Below are 20,887 nucleotides of genomic sequence, written 5' to 3'. Positions count from 1 at the left end.
ATGGATTTTTTTTATCAAAAATGTCCTTTAGCTAAGAACTATTTTTAGTTATTTATCTTGTACAGGAATGGGTTTTAATTGAATAAAACCAAAAGCGTCTAATAATTTAATGATAACATAGGTAACATCTATCTCGTACCATTTTACACCAAAATTAGCTCTACTAGCATGCTTATGGTGATTGTTGTGATAACCTTCGCCCATCATTAAAAAATCAAATCGGAATAAATTTTTACTCGTATTTTTCATTTTAAAATTCACATAGCCATAAATATGACCAAACCAGTTGATAATTACCCCATGAATAGGAGCCATTAAAAAGGTGATAGGCAACAAAGCCCATTGCCATGTTGCGGTGGTGAAAAATGCGAAAAATAAAATATACATTGAAATCCACAGGATTCTAGAAATACGAGAACTCGCAAATTTATCAAATGCTTTCCATTGTGGTACGTTTTTCGTAAAACGCTGATCAATAGCAATCCGTTCTTTATTGATATCTTGATAGATAGTTTTTGTCCGCCACATCATCGCAAATAAATTTGCATCGTGAGAAGGGGAATGCGGATCTTTATCCGTATCCGTATATGCGTGGTGCATGCGATGCATAACGCCATATCCATAAGCACTTAAGTAACTAGACCCTTGAAAAATCCAAGTTAGAATAAATGTAATACGCTCCATGGTTTTAGACATGGTAAATACTTGGTGTGCTGCATACCGGTGTAAAAAGAATGATTGAAAAAACAACCCTCCATACCAAAGCACTAAAACAAAAATGATTACTGCCATAACTTTTTTTACAAAGATACTGTGTTGTTTGTCGGAAAACAATGAACCTAAATCAATAAAACACGTACTATAGACGCTTTCTAATTCGGCTTAAAGCCTGTGCGGTAACACCAATATAGGAGCTAATGTATTTTAAAGGAATTACTTTTATGAGTTCTGGCCGTTCTTTAAATAACTTTAGGTAGCGTTCTTCTGCGGTGAGATTTAGTAAGTTTTGTTCGCGCTTAGATTTTAATAGAAAAAGGCGTTCTGCGGTTAGTCTGCCAATAAGGTTTCCTATTTGGGTATTTTTATAAACGGCTTGTAAATCACTATAGGTAATGCTCAAAAGCGTAGTTTCTGTTAGCGTTTCCAGTTGATAGGCAGAAGGTTGTTGGGTTAAAAAAGAATCATAGGCACTGATAAATTGGTTTTCAAAACTAAAGCCAAAAGTAATTTCTTTTTCAGGGTCCTCTTTGGGAATAAACAAGCGTACTACACCAGATTCAATAAAAGAAATATGGTTTTCGATCTCATTAATTTTTAAAAAAATAGTTTTCTTCGGAATGACACGGCCTTGTAATTTAGACGTAAAATATTCCCAATCTTTAGTAGAGATGGTCGCTATTTGATCTAAGTAAGCTTTTATCTGTTGCAAAATTGTATAATCATCAGTATTGAGTCTGTAAAGATAAGGATTCCTGTTAGGATTATAGGGTGATGACTAGGGAGCATTAATTTAAATGGAAAGGAAGTTATCCTGTATTCACTAAGAACTATAGGCTATTCACTGAAAGTATGGTATTTGCCTTTTGTTATTTGATAGCTTTAGGGTAAATCATACCTAATTTAAGTAGAAAAAAATGAAGTTTATTTTCAATAAAATTAAATGGTCGCTTTGCATTCTAGGGCTGTTTGGGGTGTTAAAAAGTCAGGCTCAAGTATCACTTGAAAATAGTGAGGGCACTATAAACTATAGCAGTACTATGGATGCTAAAAATGTTTATGTGCAATTAAGCACAACAGATGAGGCAACAATGCTTTCTATGTTGCATCGTGGTTTTTCTGTTTATTTTGATGTAAAAGGAAAACGAAAAAAGAACGTCGCTGTTCAATACCCTTCTGAAGTAGCCCTACCACAAGGGAAACCCAATAGCAATGAAAGCCCTCGTGGAACTAGTGGAGAACGAGAAGAAAAAGATGACGAAAGAGGTCCAGCTATTTTAGCCGTATTGGTAGACATGTCAAAAATGGCACGCTATAGTACTCCTGATTTAGCGCAAGAATTTCATTTAGATCTAAATAATCTAGCAATCAGTATTGCTTATGACTATGATAAAGATGCTGGCTTTTTGCATTATGAGCTCATAATGCCTAAAAATAATATAAGTTCACATCCTGTAGATGGATCAAAAATGACGATAGGAGTGGTAACTACAAAAATAGAGAGAGAAGAGGATAGCTCATCAAACATTAGTTTTGGTGGCGGTGGCCAAGGTGGGCGCGGTGGCCAAAGCGGCGGACCTGGAGGTAGTGGCGGAGGCCCAGGTGGTCGTCAAGGCGGATCTCAAGGCGGAGATCGCCCAGATCAAGATCAAAGACCAGAAGAAGTAGCTATAGATTTTTGGTTCAAGGCAGATTCAAAGGGATAAAATATAAATTAAATGTGATTGAAAAAAGCTCCCAATTTGGGAGCTTTTTTTATGGAATGATTGTCCATATGGTAGAAAGAGTTGTTGAATTTCAAAAGAATTATAGCTATTTATAAATGGGGTTTAAACCGTTCATCCGGCTTTAGCTTCATCACTTTATTTTAGTAAACAAATTGAAAAACACTTTTTAAATTTACATCAAGCATTTTATACTATATTGCTTTTATTGAACTCGCAATAATGCATAGGACCAACGTATTTTGGTGTAAAACTATAATTCATCTAATTATTGATTTATAGCACTTTATGCTTAAATAGTGTAAAAAATCATGGTTTATGTCATAAAAGTTTAGGATATTCCTTTGTTTTTTGTATATTGAGAGAATATACTACAATGGGTAGTATGTCACATTTTTAATCACTCCTTTTTTAATTTACAAATAATCTTTTTTTGCGCTGATTTTTCAGCAACAAAAAAGACGCATTAAATCTGGAATAAATTCACACTTTTTTCATGCCAAAATTAGATTTCTCAGCTTACGAAACCAAAGGGTTTTATGATGAAATGTTTGATGAAAATAAAAACGTTAGGCCAAATTACAAATTGTTTTTAGAGCGACTTCAAAAAATGAGTCCTAAAAAACTAAGCACATTACAGCATGCTACAGATAGAGCACAACTATCTTTAGGGATGACTTTTAATGTGTATAGTGACAATCAGGGCGTAGAACGTATTCTTCATTTAGACATTATTCCAAGAATTATCGATAATAAAGAATGGACACATTTAGAAAGAGGCTTACAGCAACGTATTAAAGCCCTTAACTTATTCATTCAAGATATTTATAACGATCAAAAGGTTTTAAAAGATAAAATTATTCCTAAAGAGATGATTTTTTCAAGTATTTCGTATTTGAAAGAATTAGAAGGTTTTAAGCCCCCAAGAGATATTTGGTGTCACATCACAGGATCTGATCTAATTAAGGGCGGAGACGGGCAATATTATGTACTTGAAGATAATTTACGCTGTCCTTCTGGGGTATCCTATATGCTAGAAAACAGAGAAATTTTGAAGCGTACTTTTCCTGAGTTATTTGAAAAATTAGGGGTAAAGCCCGTTTATGACTATACGCATATTTTAAGAGATACCTTAGAATCACTTACCGATGTAGAAAACCCAACGGTAGTTGTTTTAACGCCTGGAATATTTAATTCTGCTTATTTTGAACATTCCTACCTGGCACAGCAAATGGGTGCAGAGTTGGTAGAAGGTAAAGATTTAATAGTGAAAAATGAAATCGTTTATACCATTACAACCAATGGTTTAAAACGTGTGGATGTTATTTACCGTCGTGTAGATGATGAGTTTATTGATCCTTTAGCGTTCAACAAAAATTCAGTTTTAGGAACCCCCGGATTATTTAATGCCTATTTAAAAGGCAATGTGGTTTTAGTTAATGCGCCAGGAACAGGAGTAGTAGATGATAAAGCTGTTTATGCTTATATTCCAAGAATTATAAAGTATTATTTAGGAGAAGATATGATTTTGCCAAATGTAAAAACATATATCTGTGATGAAGAACAAGACCGTAAATATGTTCTTGAAAATATACACAATTTAGTAGTTAAACAAACAGATGCTTCTGGTGGGTATGGAATGCTTGTAGGTCCAAAATCTACAAAAAAAGAACAGCAAGAATTCATTGCGAAAATTAAGCATAATCCTAGAAATTATATAGCGCAACCTATGATTAATTTGTCTAGAGTACCTACGATTACTGATGAAAATACCATAGAAGGAAGACATGTTGATTTAAGACCATACGCACTTTATGGTGATGATATTAACATTATCCCTGGAGCATTAACACGGGTCGCACTAAAAAAGGGATCAATCGTAGTTAATTCTTCACAAGGTGGCGGAAGTAAAGATACATGGGTATTAAATCATTAAATTAAAAAATTATGCTTGGTAGAGTAGCGAACACAATATATTGGATGAATAGATATCTAGAACGTGCAGAAAATTATGCACGATTTATGGATGTAAATTATAACTTATCACTAGAAATGCCGCCAGATGAAGAGCAGCAATGGAAACCTATTGTAGTAATTACTGGAGATTGGGAATTGTATAAATCATTAAACACGAAAGTGTCTAAATCTAAAGTGATTTATTTTTTAGCTTTTGATAAGAAAAACCCAAACTCCATTTACAATTGTATTTTAAATGCAAGGGAAAATGCACGTGCCATACGCCCTGAAATAACGAAAGAATTTTGGGAGCAAATTAACGCATTAAACTACCTAGTGAAGGCAGGTTTAGAAAACAAGTGTCATAAAGAAAACAATTTACGAGAATTTTTTACCAATGTTAAAAATGGGTGTCAACTACTTTATGGTATGTATGATGCTACTATTTCAAGAAATGAAGGATGGCATTTTGGTAAGTTAGGGCAAGCAATAGAACGTGCAGATAAAACATCTCGAGTCTTAGACACTAAATATCATCTTTTATTAGATTCTCCTAATGAGGTAGGTTCTTCCTTAGACTTAATTCAGTGGGCATCACTTTTAAAGTCGGTCAGTGCTTATGATATGTATAGAAAAAAATACGGAAAACTCACCTCGTCAAGTATAGCAGAATTTTTGATTTTAGACACAGAATTTCCTAGATCAATACTGGCATGCTTGATTAGTGCAGAGAAATCTCTTATTACGTTATCGGGGAGTTCTTTTGGATTCAGTAATAGTGCTCAAAAACAATTAGGAGCTCTAAAATCACAACTAGAATATACAGCGATAAATGAGATTATTTCTGGAGGTATGCATGAATATCTTGACGATATTCAGCAAAAACTAAATGGAGTGTCTACAGCAGTTTATGCATCGTTTTTTTCCATTGAAAATCAAATAACTAGCTAAACGGAAATCCTTTTTACTTCATCACCTTTATTAAATCAGCACTAAAATAGGTACTCCATGAAATTTAAAATCACCCATATTACAACGTATCTATTTGATTCAGAAGTTTTTTTAGAACCTCATTATTTAAGATTTCGTCCAAGCCAAACATCTTATGTTGATGTTTCTGAGTTTGCCATAACAATTCAGCCACAACCAGCAGGGCATAAATTAGTACAAGATGAAGATAATAATGTTGTAGATTTTTGCTGGTTTGAAGGCATGACATCTCAACTAAGCATTAAAGCAGAAAGTGTTCTAGAAACGAAACCATACAATCCTTTTAATTTTTTAATATACCCTCAAAGTTTTAATACACTACCTTTTCAATATAATGTCTTGCAGAAAAAATTACTTTTTTCTGCATTAGAAGTAGTGCCTATTTCAAAAGTGTTGATTGATTATGCTTTATCCATTTTAAAGCAGTCAAATTTTAATACCATTCCTTATCTCACCAATCTTACTAAACAATTGCATGATGATTTTAGTGTTGAATATAGAGCAGATGGAGCGCCATTCATGCCAGATGAAACTTTTCAACTAAAGAGAGGTTCATGTAGAGACTTATCTTGGATGCTGATTAACGTATTGAGGCAACAAGGTCTTGCGGCACGTTTTGTAAGTGGTTATTATTATTTTGATATGATAAACCCTGCTTATGAGCTCCACGCTTGGGTAGATGTGTATTTGCCAGGTATTGGTTGGTTTGGTGTAGACCCTAGTCATGGTCTTTTGACGGGCAACACTCATTTTCCCATTGCATCAAGTGCACATTATGATCATACAATGCCTGTTTCCGGAGGTATCAGAGGAAGTGCTAGTTCTAAATTAAATACAGAATTAATCATTAAAAAATTATAATTTAGTAATAATATTCTGCTTATTTTTGCCGCCATTTTGTATTTATAAAATGTCAATGGTAGGATTCCTTCTGACATTAAAAAATAATACAATCTAATTAAGATGAAAATATTTCAATGTGGTCACTGCAATCACTCTGTTTTTTTTGAAAATTATTCTTGTGAAAATTGTGGGCATTTAACTGGTTTTAGAGACCTAGATCGTAAAATGTTAACTTTTAAGCCAGACGAGGTCGCGCTGTTTTCAGATCGTGAAAATATTGAATATAAGTATTGCAAAAATAAAGAGTATGAGGTCTGTAATTGGATACTTGAAAAAAACAGCCCAGAAGTATATTGCAATGCTTGCCAGCTAAACCGTACCATTCCGAACCTTTCCGATTCTGAAAATTTTGAGAAGTGGCAACACCTAGAAATCGCTAAGCATCGATTAGTTTATCAACTTCAAAAAATTGGATTGCCTTTACATAGTAAAATGGAGGATGAAAATGGCTTGTGTTTTGATTTTGTAGTGCAGCAAGATGATCCTAATCTAATGACAGGTCATGCTAATGGTGTAGTTACTATTTTATTGAAAGAAGCAGATTCTGTGCAGAGAGAACAAATGCGAAAACATTTTTCTGAACCTTACCGTACTTTGGTAGGGCATCTTAGGCATGAAGTTGGTCATTATTTCTGGGATAGATTAGTGTATACCAATCAAAATACATTAACAGAATTTAGAACTATTTTTGGAGATGAGCAACGCAATTATGGAGATGCTCTGACAGCATATTATGAGAATGGTGCCCCTAAGGATTGGCAAAAGTCATATATTAGTAAGTATGCTACCGCACACCCATGGGAAGATTGGGCCGAAACTTGGGCACATTACCTCCATATTATGGATATGGTGGAAACGGCGTATTTTTTTGGCGTGAATGTAAAACCAATTACAAAGCTTAGGGAAATGAAGGCTAAAGTTACTTTTGATCCCTATACCAAAGAAGATTTTGATATTATTGTACGAACCTGTGTACCGTTATCTTTTGCTGTGAATAGCATTAATAGGGCCATGGGGGTACCAGATGTGTATCCTTTTGTAATTACACCTCCAGTAGTAGAAAAACTAAAATTCATTCACAAATTACTATTGCCTAAACGTTAATTAGGGCCGTAAAAGATATGCAACAGAATATACTAGATACGTAGTTTCAGACCCATGTAAATAGCATAGTTTTTAGAGCATAATTATAAACGCTCAAAAGCAAATAATTATTGGTTTATTGCAGATAGATTGATTAAATAGTTACTAGGAATTCCTTATATTCTTTGGTCCATAAGAGCAGGGCGTCCATTACCGGAGCAAGTTCTAGCTTGGCGATAATATTTGCACGATGTTTCTCTACTGTTCTATTAGAAACACTTAAGAGTGCTCCAATTTCTTTGGAAGATTTTCCTTGTGCAACTAGGCGTAGAATGGTACGTTCGGAAGGAGATAGTAACTTTATTTTTTTCAATTGTGGTACTACTTCATTCTCAAATACATCACTAAAAAGCGTACTAAAATAAGGCACACCTTTACGCACACTTTGGATGCATTTGTGCAACTCTTGAAAGGGTTCATCTTTAATGATATAGCCAGAGATATCTAGGTTTTTTGCCTTATATACAAAGGCCTTTTCTTTATGAGAAGTCAGGATGATAAATTTGGTTGCTATATTATTTTCACTGCATTTTTTTATAACTTCAAAACCCGTAAGCATTGGCATTTCTTCATCCAAAATGGCTATGTTGGGCTGAAGTTGCATTATTTTGTCTAGCGCTTGAGCCCCGTTTACTGCTGTTGCCAAGATGTTATAATTATACGTTTTTAGTTCATCTACTAAACCTTTTAATAATAAAGGGTGGTCATCTGCTACAATCACTGTAATGGCGTTTGTCATTTATTTAATAGGTATTTGTACCGTAATTGTTGTGCCTTCTGTTTTTTTACTTTTAATCATAAAACTTCCTTTAAGCATGCTGATGCGTTCTGCCATAGTTTTTAGGCCTAAACTACTTTGTTTTATACGTTTACTCACTTCAAATCCTTGGCCGTTATCTTTAATGAATACATTAATAACATGGTTTTGTTTTAAAATGGTAACAATGAATGTTTTCGCTTCCGCATGTTTTAGAACATTGTGAACCGATTCTTGTATAAATCTATAAAAATTAAGCGATTCTGTAGTATTGAAATAAGAATCTATAGGGTCAATCTCAACAGAAACAAACAAATCTGTTTCTTCATCTAAGGTTAAAAGTAATTGTTCTATACTCTCTGTAAGTCCTAGTTTTGCTAGTATCACAGGGTATAAGCCTCGAGAAATATTTCGCACTTCTTCCAAAGCATTATGTGCCAAGTGTACAAACTCTATTTGGTCTGATTTTTGGGCTTTCATTTTAAGTAGGGTAATTTGTTGGCCTACACCATCATGCAAATCTTTTGCAATCCGTGTGCGTTCTTGCTCTTGGGTTTTTATAAGTTTTTGGGAAAACACTTTTTGTGCAATTCCTCTTTTTTTGGCATGAATAAAAGAGCGGTAGAAGTTGAGTCCCCCAAAAAGTAGGAGCAATGCTAGAGCGCTAAAAAGAAATATTTGGGTTTTGTTCTTATTTTCAAGATGTAATATATCGATGTTTGAGTTTTGAGTTTCAATTTTAAGATCTCTTTTTTCTGTTTCGTAGAGTGTTTGGTAATAGGCCAAAGATTTTATGTTTTGGACATTAGCAATAGAATCTTTTATGGCGTAGTAATGAACCAGATGTTCATTACTGGCAGCATTATCTTCTAAAGCGTTATAGACTTTAGCTAAAAATTTTTCTGCTAACATGATGTCTTCTGTTTTTTTTCGTTCTTTTTGAAACTTTAAAAACGTTTTTCCATAGGCTAAAGCTTCTTGATATGCTTTTTGTTCAAAAGACAGTGTCTTTTTAACATCGATATAATGCCGCGTATTCTCTTCCGATTTATCTTTCTCATAAATCGCTTCTAGAGCCTTAAAATTCTTAATAGCAAGTGGCAAACTATCACTCTCAGCATATGCATTTGCAATGGCAGCGAGTAGGGGAGCTTTCAGGTAATTCATTTTGGGATCTCTAAGATTTGCAGCTAACGATGCTTTTAAATAAGCTATTTGTTTTACCCTGTCGCCTGTGCGCTTGTAATCTTCTGCCGCATTGGCGTATAGCGGAATGAGCATGTTGTAATTTTTACTTACTTGAGCTATGGTAATGGCTTCTGCACGCTCTTGTTGTGCTTCTTTATAAAAAGCATTTTTACTGTAGAGAATAGACAATCCGTTTTTTGCGGCTAGTAAGTTGGTGGTATCTTTTAGTTTTGTATAAATTTGAGAAGCACCTTTAAAACTTAAGGAGGCTTCTGCGAATTTTCCAGTATCGGTTAATACAAACCCCATATATAGTCTTGCTAGCGCTACAATGTGTTCTTTCTTTGATGCAATACCAAATTGGATGGCTTTTTTATAAAAAGTAATGGCTTTGTCTAAGTTATGAGAAAAGGTATACCCATCTCCGGTATACAGATATAATTCTGCCCAAGTATAATCGTTTTTTAATTTTTTTAATTTGGGAGTATAAAAATGAAACAATGAAATAGCTTCTTTAGGAGACCCTCCAATATAAACATGGTAATAAATTAAATCAGTTAAGTTTTTTGAGGCGAGCGGTAAGGAATCTAATTCAATTGCAAAAGCAATAGTTTGTCTCGCTATCGTATCATAATTAAATGCTGGTTTTTCAAAAACGATACGATTAAGGCTATCCATCCATTGAAGACGTTCGCCTTTTTCGGTATGTTCAATCTTCGTATTAAATTGTGCGATTTTCTCTTCTATGCTTGTTTTTTGAGCAAATACATTTGCTGTTAATAGGATAAATGTAATGTGAAGGAAAGCTTTATTCATAGGTTTTTATACTTCTATTTAATAGTGGTACTGCCAAAGTTTTCTGGATACGTTTAACCTAAATTCTTAAAGACAAATAACGCAAAATTTAAGGACAATCAAGTTTTTTGTTTTTGGAGTACTCTAAAAAAAATGCAAGCAATGACTTGTATTTGAGTAGATTACTGAATAAGAAATGTCGTTTTTTGATTCCGAATTGCCTATGGTCATTGGTGTAGGGGATATTGCCCATTCCTAAAACTCCTATTCCTTTTGTAGGATTAAAAGTTAGTACCCCTACGTAATAATAGACACATCCACTTATTTTATGAAAGAAGTACATTGAATAGCTTGCGCCTATATTGATGATACTCCGAATAAAAAAAATGATTTTTTTTTGACTTAAAAAATAAGGAGTTGAATTCTAGTAATTAACAGAATATGAAAATATAAGTGCATAAAAGTAGTGTGGTACTCAGTGGTTTTTAATTAGCCTATGTGTTTTGACCCCTATAAAACAAGAGTAATCTTTTAAATTTCGATTATAGCTTAAGCTGTTATTTTTTTCATTAGAATTAGGTGTTTATCAGCGTTCCATTTTTCCATTGGTGTAATACGCCCTAAGAGCCCATGTAACCTAGTATTGTTGTAAAAAGTCACATACCTTTTTAAGATTTGTTCAATTTGCCCAAAACATGTGTAATCCACTCTTTTAAAAATTTCTTTTTTTAGTATTCCATGATAGGCTTCTATATGCGCATTTTCTTCTGGTGTGGCTATATGTGTAAATTCTTGCTGAACCCCAATTAGTCCAAGGTATTCACGTACATTATTTGCAATAAACTGACTACCGTTGTCACTTCTAATAACAACGTTATCAGGGTATTGGTATTCTGCAAACAACTCTGATAAAAACGCTATCACCTTATCCTGTTTAATAGAAAAAGAAAAATAGTCTTTTAATATTCTACGAGTATGTACGTCTATGATGGATAATAAATAAGCGTTTTTACCCACATTAGGAATCCATACCATCTTTATATCCATCTCTAAACATTCCATTGGTCTTGAGGTATTTACTTTTCTGAATTTTACAAATTTACGCCCAGAACCACTCCTGTTTATCCGATTCTCTAGTTTTAGCATTCCCTGTTCTTTCATAATTCTGTAGAGCTTTTTATGATTAATCAGGTATGCTTCTTTTTTTAAGTAAGAAGTCATTAATCGGTAACCACAATCTATAAATTCATGACTTAAAATCTCTTTTATAGAAGCAATAAGAGCGTCTTGATTAACCCAACCTCTAGATTTATGATAGGTGAGTTTACTAGGAGTATTACCCTTTTTACCAAAACTGGGAGTACGGTAATAGCTACTATGAACCATCCCTACCATATTAATTATGTTGGTTTTACTAATTTTATGCTTGCTATAAACAGCATTCACTAAATCTTTCTTGGATCGGACGTTCCAAACTTTTTTTTTAAAAGTTCTCGTTGTACTTCTAATTCAATTTCCTTATTGCTTAGAAGCTTACGTAGTATTCGGTTTTCTTCTTCTGCCTGCTTGTGTTCTTTACTTTTAGTATCATAGATGACTTTTAAGCCTGCTTCTCCTTGACTCTCATGTTTCTTCTTCCAACTATAAAAAGTACCTGTACTAACTCCGTATTTACGACAGGCTTCTATGATGCCGATCTCTTCTGAACTAGAGAGAATTTCTAACTTCTGATCTAAGGTCCATTTCTTGTATTTCATATCTCAAATATATTAAGTTTGAAATTTAAAAGATCACTCCGAACTTATTAGGGGCTAAACTACCTATGCTACTAAAAAATTGTGTAAATCTTCGGGGGAACGATTTTCATAGTGTTTGCGAAAAAGGGTCCTAGCTAAATCGTTAGGGCTCTTTTTTTAACCTGTTCAAGTCTAAATATTTTACTAATTATAAATAATCATTCTTATGAAATCATTACAAATTATTTTTACCACAGTACTATTCAATATTGTTTGTATTACGGGCGTTCAAGCACAATTACAAGGAACAAGTGAATTGAGCTTAGGGTACGGATCTAATAGTATTTACAAAATTTCCAAATTTTACGACATTTCAGTTTCTTCAGATTTTTCATCCCTATTGTATTCTGAAATTAAGAGTAGTGGGGTGGCTAGTTTGAGTTATAAATATGCCATAAATAATCGGTTTATGATTGGAGGGTCTGTAAATTATGAAAATCTAAAAATCAATAAAATAGAATATGTTGGGTTCTTAGATTTTCAACAAATTCCGGAACAAAATTATTCAAATTTTAGCATCGCCTTAGAAACAGACTATAGGTATATCTCCAACCCTAAATTTCAAATGTATTCGGGATTAGGTATCGCCTACTTCTCAAGTGAAGCGTTTGAATCAAATACATCTTTTCAAATAAATGCATTAGGATTTCGAGTAGGAAAAAAACTAGCTGCATTTGCAGAACTGGGCTTTGGATATAAAGGGTTTTTAGCGCTTGGTGCTTCACTTCAGTTTTAAATGTAAGCTATTTAAGAAGCGGCGACTAATCCCGTTCATAAATAACTTATATGTCTTTAACTATGAAATTACAATTTAAAAATACCTTTGCAAGTGCAATCGTAGCATTCGTCTTTACGCTTTCTATTTCGGCACAAAATACAGATACAAAATCAGCAGAACTGTTAGATGCACTAGAAGCTGTAAATGGGGGTTACAAAAAATTATCGACTAAAAAAGATGTAGAGTTTACCTATGTCTATGATAACTTTGAGAAAGGAAAGGATGTTTCTTTAGAGCGTCATATCTTTAATGGAGAACAGTCATGGGCTTCTTACTCGCAACATGATCTTAATGTACTTCCTGGAAAAAAAGGAACAGCGGTACAATCTTTAGTAGATGGGAAACCAGCTTTATCTTTAGACGGCAAAGCAATAACAGATCCTAAAGCTATTGGTGGAACAGAATTTTTACGTAAAGTAAATTTCTATTGGTTTGCTATGATGTATAAACTTAAAAATGATGGAGCTAATTACAAGTATTTAGGCACGGAAAAAGTGGGCGACATTACTTATGATAAAGTAAGCTTAACCTATAGTGCTGATGTTACTAAAAAAGAGCAAAACGATGAATACATCTTGTTTTTTAATCCTGAAACTCATTTAGTAGATCAATTTTTCTTCTCTTTACCAGCATGGGGAGTGAATACTGCTGTATTGAAAATGACTTTAGCTTACGAAAAGATTGATGGTATTTTAGTGTCTACAGTACGTAAAGGATTTGGTCCTGATGGTTCTCCAATGGGAGTTTTTACATTCAGTAATGTGAAGTTTAACAACGGTTTCAAAAAAGAATCTTTCTTATTAAAATAAGATTTTATAACAAACACTAGTTTTAAAGTCCACCTTTTATGGTGGACTTTTTTTGTGCTATTACAATGGAATTTACTATTAAGTATTTGATTTTATGCGTTTTATACATTATTTACTGCCATTTATAAAATACTAACATGTTCTTTTTTAGATTATATGAACCTTTAATACAAATTAATAATAACCTTATAATAGAGAACTATGGTATTAATTGAATTTGATGCTGGGGCGTTTCCCAGAACATTAACGGCAAGGTCTAAAGCTAACATTAGGGATTTTATACAAGGCCAAGAATTAGCAAAATTTTTAAAAAGGAGCGATTTAGTAGGTTATACCCCAAACCCGTTGGGGCCAGATGATAATCCACGCCCATGGCCTTTCCCTTGGCCAGGTCCACCATGGTGGAATTTTAAAGATCCAGATCCACAACCTAATATTTCTAACCTTATCCAAGGAGAACTATTTTTAGAAGCTCTCATTAAATCTAATGGCGCAAAGGACAGCTTATCTGTAATTGATACAATTAAGAGAGAAGGTATTGCTTCAGAAGCATTAAAAGAGCTATCTGTTACGCTATCAAACTTACAGAAGTCTGTAGAACAACAGATAAAATTATTAGGGTAAGTAACACTTTGAATAGTCCATCATTTTCATGATGGACTATTTTTACGTAAACATTTAAGTCTTGCAAAAAAGTTTATTTTGAATCTCTAAAACTTGAATTGCTAGGTAATTCAAAAATTTCCAAATTGAAATAAGGTACTGCCGCAATGATATGATCAAAGATATCTGCCATAATATATTCGTAATTCTTCCATCGTTTATCACTGCTAAAAGCATAAATTTCTATTGGGATTCCCTGTGTTCCTGGTGCCAATTGACGTACCATGATCATCATCTCTTTATTGATGCCAGAATGATTTTCAATATAGGTTTCTACATACTTTCTAAAGACGCCAATATTGGTAAGATTTCTGCCGTTTAAAAGCAGCTCTTTATCAATATTATTATTGGTATTATAAGCATCAATATCTGCTTGGCGCGTTTCTAAATATGCTGCAATAGCATTTATCTTTTTTAGTTTATCTACTTCATTTTTAGATAAATAGCTAACGCTATCTAATTTAATATTTAAGGCTCTTTTTATACGCCTTCCTTCTGAGATTTCCATTCCCCTCCAGTTCTTAAATGAATCAGAGATTAACGCGTAAGTGGGGATTGTAGTTATGGTCTTATCAAAATTTTGAACTTTCACTGTAGATAGATTAATCTCACTAACATCACCATCTGCACCATATTTCTCAAAGGTTATCCAGTCACCAATACGTACCATATCATTTATAGAGACTTGAATACTGGCAACGAAACCTAGAATGGTATCTTTAAAAACAAGAATAATTACAGCTGAGGCAGCACCAATAGTCGTAATGAATTTAATAAATTCTATCCCTGTAATAATAGCAAAAGCAGACATAATCCCAAGCATCCAAGCAAAAATCATAAATACTTGTATGTAACTGTCTATGGGTTTATCTCTTAAACTTGGTAAGGTTTTAAAGTAATCTTTAAGCGTGTTTAAGAAGCTACGAACGATCCACAGCGTTAAGATAATAGCAAATACTTGTAATCCCTTTTCAACGATATTTTCAAAATAAGGGAAGTCAACAAACACATGCGGAATAAGTTCTAAAGCAACAATCAAAGGAATGATATGTGCAATACTACGTGGTGCTTTATTCTTTACCAGTAAATTATCGAAATTGGTTTTAGATTTTAAGGTGAACTGTGTAAATAGTTTTACGATGATCTTTCGTATTAGAAAATCAACCAAAATTGCGATTACTAAAAGTATGCCTAATAAAGCAATCATATTTAGATACTTAGAAGACATAGGAGACATTCCTATTGATACTAAATAATCGTATAAAAGGTGTTCAAAATTCATAGTGTTGTAATTTTCAAAAAAGGGTACGCCCTTTTAAAATGTAGCGGTTTAATCGGTTGCAAAAATAAGTATCCCTAAAGGCAATTCCTTATACTTTAAGATGTTTTATTTCTAGGGCTATTTAGGAGTAGTTAATGGCGCTGAAAGCTATACTATAGTGGCTTTTAAATAAAAAATGATTAAAATATCAGCTAATATGTTGTTTATTAAGAAAATGGCACGACCTTTGTAATTCGATAAGTATTATAAATTTAATTAAATTACCATGAGTAAAGGAACAGTAAAATTTTTCAATGACGCTAAAGGATTTGGATTTATCACTGAAGAAGGAGTTGAAAAAGATCACTTTGTGCACATTTCAGGATTAATTGACGAAGTACGCGAAGGCGACGTTGTTGAGTTTGATCTTCAAGAAGGAAACAAAGGCTTAAACGCAGTAAACGTAAAAGTTATCTAATATATACTTCAAGTTTTACAAAAGCCCATCTAATTTTAGATGGGCTTTTTTTGTGGGGTTATTTTTCCTGTATTCAAAAATAAATTTTTTTTATGTTCCCTTTAAGATACTATGGTTTACAGGATATAATATCAATTTATGGAGGTTTTAGTAGCTATTTTTTTTGATGGAGAGAAAATATCAATTAGCTTCGTATCTAATTAAAACCCCAATATCATGAAAAAAAGTAACTTTAAACAAAGGATGAACGCCTGTTTATTCTTCACAAGTCTGCTGTTTAGTTCCGTAGTCTTACAAGCCCAAAATTACTGTTCCTCTACGCCTGTAGCGGTTCACGGTAGTTTAAGTGTAAGCGGAAATAAGATCGTAGATAAAAACAACAACCCTGTAAGTTTTGCCGGAAATAGTTTTTTCTGGTCCAATACTGGATGGGGAGCAGAGAAGTATTACAACGCAGACGTTGTAAATTGGCTAGCGTCTGATTGGAATACCACTATCGTGCGAGCAGCAATGGGAGTAGAAGATTCTGGTGGGTATTTAAGTAATCCTACTGAGAATAAAAACAGAGTAAAAGCGGTAGTAGATGCTGCTATTGCAAAAGGTATTTATGTCATCATAGATTGGCATTCTCATCATGCAGAGGATAATGAAGCTGCTGCGATTTCTTTTTTCCAAGAAATGGCTCAAACCTACGGCAACAATCCACATGTAATTTATGAGATCTACAATGAGCCTTTACAAGTATCTTGGTCTAATACGATTAAACCGTATGCAGAAAGAGTAAGTGCAGCCATTAGAGCGATAGATCCTGATAATTTAATTATTGTTGGAACATCTACTTGGTCTCAAGATGTAGATATTGCTTCAAATGATCCTATTACCAGTACCACTAATATTGCATATACATTACATTTTTATGCGGCTACGCATAAAGAAAGTCTGCGTCAAAAAGCACAAACAGCCTTGAATAATGGTGTTGCGCTTATGGTAACAGAATGGGGTAGTGTAGAAGCTAGCGGTAATGGTAATGTAGATACTGCTTCTACTGATGCTTGGATGTCTTTTCTAGCTACTAATAATATTACGCATGCTAATTGGTCTCTTCATGATAAAAGTGAAGGAGCTTCGGTATTAAATCCAGGTGCGAGTACCACCGGTGGTTGGGCAGCAAGTAATTTAACGGCTTCAGGGACTAAAGTAAAAAGTATTGTCAAAAACTGGAAACAGTATTGCTCAGATACTGACACTGGTGGTGGTACGACCAACCAAGAACCTAGTGTAGGCATAACAAGTCCTGCAGCAAACAGTTCTTCTGCAGCTGGAACGACTATTCAAGTAAAAGCTACGGCTACTGATGCGGATGGCACAATAACTCAAGTAGCATTTTATGCAAATGGGAGTATTATTGGTACAGACGTGAGTAGTCCTTATACGCAGAACTGGAATCCAACTTCAGGATCTTATACTTTAACGGCTATAGCAACAGACAATGCTGGTGCTAAGACCACAAGTACAGCAGTTGCGGTTACAATAGGAACTCTGCCTGGTGGTGGCACCTGTACTGATTTACCAGTATGGAATGCCAATACCGTGTATGCAAATGCCGGAAGTCAAGTTGTTTTTAATGGTACTATTTACAAGAATAATTGGTACACCAAAAACCAAAGTCCCGCAACCAACTCAGGACAATGGGAAGTATGGACTTTAGTAAGTTCTTGTACAACCATAAATGCTACAAGTGCACGTACTGAAATAAAGCTCTATCCGAACCCTTCCAGTGATAAAATACAAATTGAAGTTGGTGATACAGAAGATTTTTCTAGAGTAACCATCATAGATTTTCAAGGAAGAGTAGTGTATGAAAACAAAATCACCTCAAAAGGAACTATTGAAATTCCTTTAAATAACTATGATGAGGGAATGTATTTTGTGAAACTAACGGGTAAAAAAGAAGTAACCAAAAGCTTTATTAAAAAGCCATAGCAGAAATTTGATATACCTATTAAAAAGGAAACCGTCTCTTGATAAGAGACGGTTTTTTTATTTATTCATTTGATGGCCTTCATGGCCGGTCATAACCTTACCGCTATTCTTATTCATCATTGATTTTTTACCTTGTAATTGAGCTGCTGCATCTACAGTAAACGTACCGTTGGTTACAAGTTCATCTCCGTTATTTAAACCTTCTAAAACTTGATAGTTATCTCCAATTTGATTGCCTAAAGTAATTTCACGCATTTCAAAAACAGGTTCATTTGTTTTAGATTTGATATAGACTACAGAGCGTTTGCCTGTCCATAAAACAGCTGTTGTTGGTATAGATAGGACATCTGATTCACTGGTGGTGGTTCTTTTTATTTTACCTTCAACAAAAAGGCCAGGTTTTAATATTTGATCTTTGTTATTCAGTACCACCCTTAATTTTACGGTTCTGGTGCTGGTATCTAAAATAGGATCTATAAAATCTACGGTTCCTTTAAAAACTTTATTAGCGTAAGCAGAAGTAATTACTTCAATGTCTTGTCCTTTTTTAAACAAACTAATTTGGTTCTCATATACATCAAAATTTGCCCAAACTGTAGAAAGGTTAGACACTTTAAAAATAGGTTTACCGTCCATAATATGGGCGCCATCGCTAACCGCAATTTCTGTAACAACACCAGAAACATGAGAATATATAGTAAAACTTGTTTTTACTTGCCCCGTTTTTAGGACTTCATCTAATTGATCTCCATGAATTTTCCAGTTTTTAAATTTGTTTTGTACCGCTTTGTATAGTTGTGGCTGCGATTCTCTTATGCTATATGTAGTTATTAATTCTTGCTGTGCAGCAATTAAATCTGCTGAATATATTTGAGCAACAGCTTGTCCTTTTGTGACTTTTTCCCCTAATGATGTTACGTATAATTTTTCTATTCGCCCGTTAAAATGGGCAGGTTGTATGGCTGTATTATCTTCATTTTCTACAATTTTCCCAGAAAGTATGATGCCGTCTTCATTTACGGTACTGGTACCTACCAAAGTAGTTTGTATGTTGGCTAATGCGATGGCATTTTCAGAAAGTTTAAATTGATCAGCCAGTAAACCTTGAGTACTGCTTTCTGCCGGAATTAAATCCATAGCACAAATAGGACATAGCCCAGGTTCTGGAAGCATAATTTGAGGATGCATAGAGCAGGTCCATAACTGACTGTCTGCAGCCTCTATATCGTGATTGTGTTTTGTTTCTGAAGTAGACTCTCCTCCAAAAAAGAAACTTCCTAATAAGATGCCAAGGGCTAATATTGCGGTGTAAATTATATATTTTTTCATAATTTAATTACTTAAATAATTTATGATTGTGGTTTGTACATAATAGTTTTGTACTGATTCTATAAGGCTTATTTGAAACTTTAGTTGTAGTTCCTGTATCTCTAAAACATCATTAAAATCAATAGTTCCTGTTTCATAGCTTTTTACTAGAATAGTTTCAGCATCTTTAGCTTGTTTCAAATTTTTTACGTGTGTATTGTAACGTATTCGTGACGAAATTCTATCGTTTATAGCCTTATCTAAAAGTGTTTCTAAAGTATTTAAACGTTCTTGCTTTTGATATTCAATTTCTTTCTGCTGCAAGGCATTCTGCTTGGTTTGCGATTTGTATTTGTTATTGAAAAGGGGAACCGATAAGGAAACCGTTGGCATTAAAATATCTTGTCCGTTTTTACTATAGGTGATATCTGGGGCAGCTTGAATATTGATATAATCAATTCCGAAACCAAACGAAAGCTTACTTTCCTTTTGATTTAGTAATTCTGACTGTGTTACAGATTGATATAACTTATCGTATTTAATTAATTCTGGATGCAAGGTTAAATTTTTAGTAGTAGTTTTAATATCATCAGGAGGTAAAACCAAAGTAGCTATAACGGATACTTCTACATCTTTTTTTCTATTCAACAGATTATTAAAAGCAGTTTGCTCAGATAAAAACTGTTGTTTTAAAACTTGTTGTAGTTGTTCTAACTCATTCTGTCTTATTTGTAGTCTAAACACATCTACAGCAGAAGCTTTGCCAACTTCTACAGAGGTTAATGCTAGTGCTTCATACGTATCTAATAGTTTAATGTTTTCTATTAATACTGCTTGTTTGGCTTTGCTAACGTACAGTTTATAATAAGATTCAGAGACAGAAACGACTAGCTTTCTTTTGGCAATAACAAGCTCTTCGTAATTAATATCGGCCAAAGAACTAGCATAATTTTCACGAGAAGTTATGGTCCCAAACCAGGGTAGCATTTGTTTGGCGGCGACTTTATAACGCTGTGATCCTGTTCGTGTTTCTGGTTCTAGAACAAAGTAACTAGCACTAAATTCAGTATTCGGAAGGGTATTCGCTTCATTCACTTTTTCAGTTGCAATGTTATATTGTACTTCAAATTTTTGAATTTCAGGACTGTTTTTTAAAGCAGTGTTAATATAAGATTCTAGTTCTTGTGCATTGCTAATATGAATAGCTAAAAGTGAAAAGCTAAAAACAAATAACCTCCTTAGTTTTTTAGGTGTGAGTTGAAAATTTATCATTTTAATTTCTTGATTTTGTTGTTTTAATGGCACTAACCGACATTGAAACTAATTCTTTATTTAAGTTAAAATGAATGAGATGTGCTTCTTCGGGTACATAATCTGTGTCTTTGCGTAAGTCTAACCAATACAAAGGTTCATTAACTTCTTTAAGAGAAATGCTCATTTTATGGATAAAGTCGGCCTTACTTAGAGCAAATTCAGTTTCACGAATTACTGCTCCGATAGCAGTTCCAATTCTCAAAAGTTGCTTTCTTAAAACATATTCTTTTTTTTCTGTAACTAGTGATTGAGATAATTTCACAACTAAAATAACAAAGGCATAACTTTTCTCTTTTAAAATACTTTTTCCCATGATTTTAAACT

The 20,887-nt window shown here is 33.7% G+C and carries 20 protein-coding genes; 10 read left to right on the top strand and 10 right to left on the bottom strand.

Annotated elements, in window-relative coordinates:
- Window positions 1-48: 48 nt before the first annotated feature.
- Both GQR94_RS20195 and GQR94_RS20190 read right to left on the bottom strand, forming a co-directional pair.
- A complete protein-coding gene (locus GQR94_RS20195) occupies window positions 49-792 on the bottom strand; it encodes an acyl-CoA desaturase (protein WP_158978642.1) in 744 nt (247 codons plus the stop codon).
- 67 nt (window positions 793-859) lie between these two features.
- Complete coding sequence (locus GQR94_RS20190; RefSeq protein WP_158978640.1) at window positions 860-1,429, bottom strand: Crp/Fnr family transcriptional regulator; 570 nt, start codon at window positions 1,427-1,429, stop codon at window positions 860-862.
- Window positions 1,430-1,634: 205 nt separating this feature from the next.
- Between GQR94_RS20190 and GQR94_RS22520 the strand changes: the two genes are divergently transcribed.
- From GQR94_RS22520 to GQR94_RS20165, 5 genes are all read left to right on the top strand, one after another.
- Window positions 1,635-2,423, top strand: a complete 789-nt coding sequence (locus tag GQR94_RS22520; RefSeq protein ID WP_199271497.1) for a hypothetical protein — start codon at window positions 1,635-1,637, stop codon at window positions 2,421-2,423.
- Between the two features lie 514 nt (window positions 2,424-2,937).
- A complete protein-coding gene (locus GQR94_RS20180) occupies window positions 2,938-4,377 on the top strand; it encodes a circularly permuted type 2 ATP-grasp protein (protein ID WP_158978638.1) in 1,440 nt (479 codons plus the stop codon).
- An 11-nt stretch (window positions 4,378-4,388) separates the two neighbouring features.
- Window positions 4,389-5,348 (top strand): alpha-E domain-containing protein, encoded by a 960-nt coding sequence (locus GQR94_RS20175; protein WP_158978635.1) that lies wholly within the window; start codon window positions 4,389-4,391, stop codon window positions 5,346-5,348.
- A gap of 57 nt (window positions 5,349-5,405) precedes the next feature.
- Window positions 5,406-6,248 (top strand): transglutaminase family protein, encoded by an 843-nt coding sequence (locus GQR94_RS20170; protein WP_158978633.1) that lies wholly within the window; start codon window positions 5,406-5,408, stop codon window positions 6,246-6,248.
- A 102-nt stretch (window positions 6,249-6,350) separates the two neighbouring features.
- Complete coding sequence (locus GQR94_RS20165) at window positions 6,351-7,394, top strand: putative zinc-binding metallopeptidase (protein WP_158978631.1); 1,044 nt, start codon at window positions 6,351-6,353, stop codon at window positions 7,392-7,394.
- Window positions 7,395-7,527: 133 nt separating this feature from the next.
- On the opposite strand, the gene GQR94_RS20160 is transcribed toward GQR94_RS20165, so the two are convergent.
- From GQR94_RS20160 to GQR94_RS20145, 4 genes are all read right to left on the bottom strand, one after another.
- On the bottom strand, window positions 7,528-8,172 hold the full coding sequence (locus tag GQR94_RS20160; RefSeq protein ID WP_158978629.1) for a response regulator transcription factor: 645 nt from the start codon (window positions 8,170-8,172) through the stop codon (window positions 7,528-7,530).
- A complete protein-coding gene (locus tag GQR94_RS20155; RefSeq protein ID WP_158978627.1) occupies window positions 8,173-10,194 on the bottom strand; it encodes a sensor histidine kinase in 2,022 nt (673 codons plus the stop codon).
- Between the two features lie 528 nt (window positions 10,195-10,722).
- Window positions 10,723-11,619, bottom strand: a complete 897-nt coding sequence (locus GQR94_RS20150; protein WP_233268281.1) for an IS3 family transposase — start codon at window positions 11,617-11,619, stop codon at window positions 10,723-10,725.
- Window positions 11,619-11,930, bottom strand: a complete 312-nt coding sequence (locus GQR94_RS20145) for a transposase (protein ID WP_158973676.1) — start codon at window positions 11,928-11,930, stop codon at window positions 11,619-11,621. The genes GQR94_RS20150 and GQR94_RS20145 overlap by 1 nt, the downstream gene beginning before the upstream one ends.
- A gap of 205 nt (window positions 11,931-12,135) precedes the next feature.
- Here GQR94_RS20145 and GQR94_RS20140 point away from each other — a divergent pair, with 205 nt between their 5' ends.
- The 3 genes from GQR94_RS20140 to GQR94_RS20130 all read left to right on the top strand — a co-directional run bounded on the left by GQR94_RS20140 (window position 12,136) and on the right by GQR94_RS20130 (window position 14,180).
- On the top strand, window positions 12,136-12,705 hold the full coding sequence (locus tag GQR94_RS20140; RefSeq protein ID WP_158978625.1) for an outer membrane beta-barrel protein: 570 nt from the start codon (window positions 12,136-12,138) through the stop codon (window positions 12,703-12,705).
- Between the two features lie 62 nt (window positions 12,706-12,767).
- Window positions 12,768-13,556: a hypothetical protein gene (locus GQR94_RS20135; RefSeq protein WP_158978623.1), complete on the top strand. Its 789-nt coding sequence runs from the start codon at window positions 12,768-12,770 to the stop codon at window positions 13,554-13,556.
- Between the two features lie 201 nt (window positions 13,557-13,757).
- Window positions 13,758-14,180, top strand: coding sequence for a hypothetical protein (locus GQR94_RS20130; protein ID WP_158978621.1), 423 nt, complete (start codon window positions 13,758-13,760; stop codon window positions 14,178-14,180).
- 73 nt (window positions 14,181-14,253) lie between these two features.
- On the opposite strand, the gene GQR94_RS20125 is transcribed toward GQR94_RS20130, so the two are convergent.
- The gene (locus tag GQR94_RS20125; protein ID WP_158978619.1) at window positions 14,254-15,501 is read right to left on the bottom strand and encodes a mechanosensitive ion channel family protein; all 1,248 of its coding nucleotides are present in this window, start codon (window positions 15,499-15,501) and stop codon (window positions 14,254-14,256) included.
- Between the two features lie 265 nt (window positions 15,502-15,766).
- On the opposite strand from GQR94_RS20125, the gene GQR94_RS20120 reads away from it, so the two are divergent.
- Together GQR94_RS20120 and GQR94_RS20115 are read left to right on the top strand one after the other, a co-directional pair.
- On the top strand, window positions 15,767-15,958 hold the full coding sequence (locus tag GQR94_RS20120; RefSeq protein ID WP_013552606.1) for a cold-shock protein: 192 nt from the start codon (window positions 15,767-15,769) through the stop codon (window positions 15,956-15,958).
- A 216-nt stretch (window positions 15,959-16,174) separates the two neighbouring features.
- Window positions 16,175-17,941 (top strand): cellulase family glycosylhydrolase, encoded by a 1,767-nt coding sequence (locus tag GQR94_RS20115; RefSeq protein WP_158978617.1) that lies wholly within the window; start codon window positions 16,175-16,177, stop codon window positions 17,939-17,941.
- A gap of 57 nt (window positions 17,942-17,998) precedes the next feature.
- On the opposite strand, the gene GQR94_RS20110 is transcribed toward GQR94_RS20115, so the two are convergent.
- From GQR94_RS20110 to GQR94_RS20100, 3 genes are read right to left on the bottom strand one after another with little or no spacing between them, the layout of a single operon-like run.
- Window positions 17,999-19,270: an efflux RND transporter periplasmic adaptor subunit gene (locus GQR94_RS20110; RefSeq protein ID WP_158978615.1), complete on the bottom strand. Its 1,272-nt coding sequence runs from the start codon at window positions 19,268-19,270 to the stop codon at window positions 17,999-18,001.
- Window positions 19,271-19,273: 3 nt separating this feature from the next.
- Entirely contained in the window at window positions 19,274-20,521 is a 1,248-nt protein-coding gene (locus GQR94_RS20105) for a TolC family protein (protein WP_158978613.1), read from the bottom strand.
- 1 nt (window position 20,522) lies between these two features.
- A complete protein-coding gene (locus GQR94_RS20100; RefSeq protein WP_158978611.1) occupies window positions 20,523-20,876 on the bottom strand; it encodes a four helix bundle protein in 354 nt (117 codons plus the stop codon).
- Between the last annotated feature and the right edge of the window lie 11 nt (window positions 20,877-20,887).

This window comes from Cellulophaga sp. L1A9, from assembly GCF_009797025.1.
Classification (GTDB): domain Bacteria; phylum Bacteroidota; class Bacteroidia; order Flavobacteriales; family Flavobacteriaceae; genus Cellulophaga.
The sequence above is the reverse complement of the archived record's forward strand: the minus strand, read 5'-3'. Positions and strand labels throughout refer to the sequence as shown.